The sequence below is a fragment of the Microbispora sp. H10836 genome (assembly GCF_012999525.1).
In the GTDB taxonomy this organism is placed as follows: Bacteria; Actinomycetota; Actinomycetes; order Streptosporangiales; family Streptosporangiaceae; genus Microbispora.
In genome coordinates this window covers 1-2,354 of the sequence record NZ_JABBWU010000052.1, presented here as the reverse complement: position 1 = coordinate 2,354, position 2,354 = coordinate 1, and the positions used below count along the sequence as shown (strand labels likewise).

Annotated in this window: 3 protein-coding genes; 2 read left to right on the top strand and 1 reads right to left on the bottom strand. The window is 68.9% G+C overall.

Going from position 1 to position 2,354, the window contains the following annotated elements:
• Positions 1–755: RICIN domain-containing protein (locus tag HHX30_RS40180; RefSeq protein WP_169989191.1), on the bottom strand; the 755-nt coding region annotated here is incomplete at its 3' end.
• A 265-nt stretch (positions 756–1,020) separates the two neighbouring features.
• Here HHX30_RS40180 and HHX30_RS40175 point away from each other — a divergent pair.
• Entirely contained in the window at positions 1,021–1,200 is a 180-nt protein-coding gene (locus HHX30_RS40175; protein WP_169989190.1) for a hypothetical protein, read from the top strand.
• Between the two features lie 502 nt (positions 1,201–1,702).
• The coding region (locus HHX30_RS40170) for an endo-1,4-beta-xylanase (protein WP_169989189.1) at positions 1,703–2,354 on the top strand (652 nt) is incomplete at its 3' end.

The window sequence follows — 2,354 nt, the reverse complement described above, 5'->3', positions numbered from 1 at the left end:
GCCGAGTAGTAGTAGGTGTCGTCGACCCGGAAGATGTCGATGTCGGCCAGGTCCTGCCACAACACCGGGTTGGAGTACGTCGACGACGGCGGCCACGGCCCACCCGACGGACTCACCGACGGCGAAGCCGAAGGCGACGGCGACGGTGACGCTGACGGTGACGGTGACGACGACGGATCCGAGACGCTCCCGACGCGGACGAGCTGCCACTGCTGGTTGTTGCCGCCCCAGTCGGAGTACTGCACGATCTTGCCGCCGTCCGCGGTGGAGGCGTTCTGGACCTCGACGGCCTTGCCGCTGTTGCGGTTGATCAGCCGGACGTAGCCGCCGGAGGAGTCGGCGAGACCGAACTGCTGGTTGGTGCCGTTGTGGTCGCTCCACTGCACGATGTCGGCGGCGTCAGCGGTGGAGACGTTGTACACGTCGAGCACCTTGCCCGAGTGCCGCGACTGCACGCGGTAGTAGCCGCCGCCGGAGTCGACGAACCGCCACTGCTGGTTGTTGGCGTCGGTGCGCGTCCACTGCACGAGCGACCCGCCGTCGGCCGTGGAGAAGTTGTACACGTCCAGGGCCTTGCCGCTGTTGCGGTTGACCAGCACGTACCAGGCGTTCGTGTCGACGGTCGCCGCCGATGCCGGCGCCGTCCAGGCGACGGCGCCGGCGAGGACGGTCGCGAGCGCCGCCAGAAGACATGCGAAGACGGTGACCGGCGACCGTCGCCGGTCACGCTTCACACGAGTGGGGGGTGCGTGCATCTACTCTCCTCTGCAGGGTGGAGACACGGCCGGCGGGCGAGACGCCCGCGATGCGCTACGTGGACTCACCGCCGGTGCGGGGGAATCGCGTCCCCCGCACCGGGGCGGTGTCCCGCCGGGGAAGGTGGCGGGGGTCAGCAGGCCCAGCCGCCGGGGCAGGCTGTCGTCGCCGCCCGGGTTGGGGTCGGCAGCCCTGGTGGTGGTATAGCAGGGCGCAGTCGGCTGAGGGTCAGGGCATGGTGACGCAGGTGCGAGCCAACCGGCCGTGGCCGGCGTCGTCGGTCCCCACGCCGCCGGGAAGGCCGGGTCGCTCGATGCGGCGGACGGGTCGGACTCCCCGATCGACGGCGGCGTCCACGCCCCGGCGATCCCGGTGGAGGTGGTCGTCGGCGACGCGGCCAGGGCGCATCGGCCCAAAGTCAGGCGGTTCGCACCCGAGATGTGAGCGCTAACAATTCCGCGAGCCAGTGCTCCTCTCCCATCGGCGACGTGCGTGGTGGTGGTGTAGCGGATCAAACATGGTCCCCCAAGCGGTGTCAACGCCCGCTCCCGCTCGCGTCGCGGCCCCCTGTGAGGGCGGGGGCGGCTCACCTGCTCCTGCCGCGAGTGTGAGAGCACCGCCCGGAGCCGGGACGCGATGAAACTTTCACCGGCCCCGGCGTCGCTCCACCACATGTCGGGACGCCGCAGGAAACTTACGACAAGCCACCGTCGCTCCCACCTGGATGCATGAATGACATGCCCCGGAATGGACACGAAACTTTCTCGACATCCTCTTGACACATTTCGTGATGATTTCCCACACTGCTCCCCAAGGCGGCTTCCTCCTGCCGGGGTCGGTGGTGCGCGGCAGGAGCCGCAGTCTCGGCGCGACGACGGATCGCGTGTGTTTCCCCGCGGGCGTCTGTCCGCGTTCCCCTCATTGATCTCGCAGTGGAGGCTCAGGCATGGGCGAAAATCCCTTACCAGGCGGCGGTGGGCGAACCCGCCGGATGCTGGTCGCCGGCGCCCTCGGCGTACTCGGCGCGGTCACCGCACTGGCGGCGACCACCCCCGCGGGCGCCGCGGCCGGAACGCTCGGCGCGGCCGCCGCACAGAGCGGCCGTTACTTCGGCACCGCGATCGCGGCCGGCCACCTGAACGACTCGACGTATGTGGCGACCTGGGACCGGGAGTTCAACTCGGTCACGGCGGAAAACGAGATGAAGTGGGGGCCGATCGAGCCCTCCCGCAACTCCTTCAACTGGAGCTCCGCCGACCAGATCGTCAACCACGCGCTGAGCAAGGGCATGAAGGTCCGCGGTCACACACTGGTGTGGCACGCCCAGCTGCCCAGCTGGGTCAACAGCGGCATGTCCGCCAGTGACCTGCGCTCGGCGATGACCAACCACATCACCCAGGTCATGAACCACTACAAGGGCAAGGTCTTCGCCTGGGACGTGGTCAACGAGGCATTCGCCGACGGCGGCGCGGTCGGCACGCTGCGCGACTCGATCTTCACCCAGAAGCTCGGCAACGGCTTCATCGAGGAGGCCTTCCGCGCCGCGCGGGCCGCCGACCCCAACGTCAAGCTGTGCTACAACGACTACAACATCGACA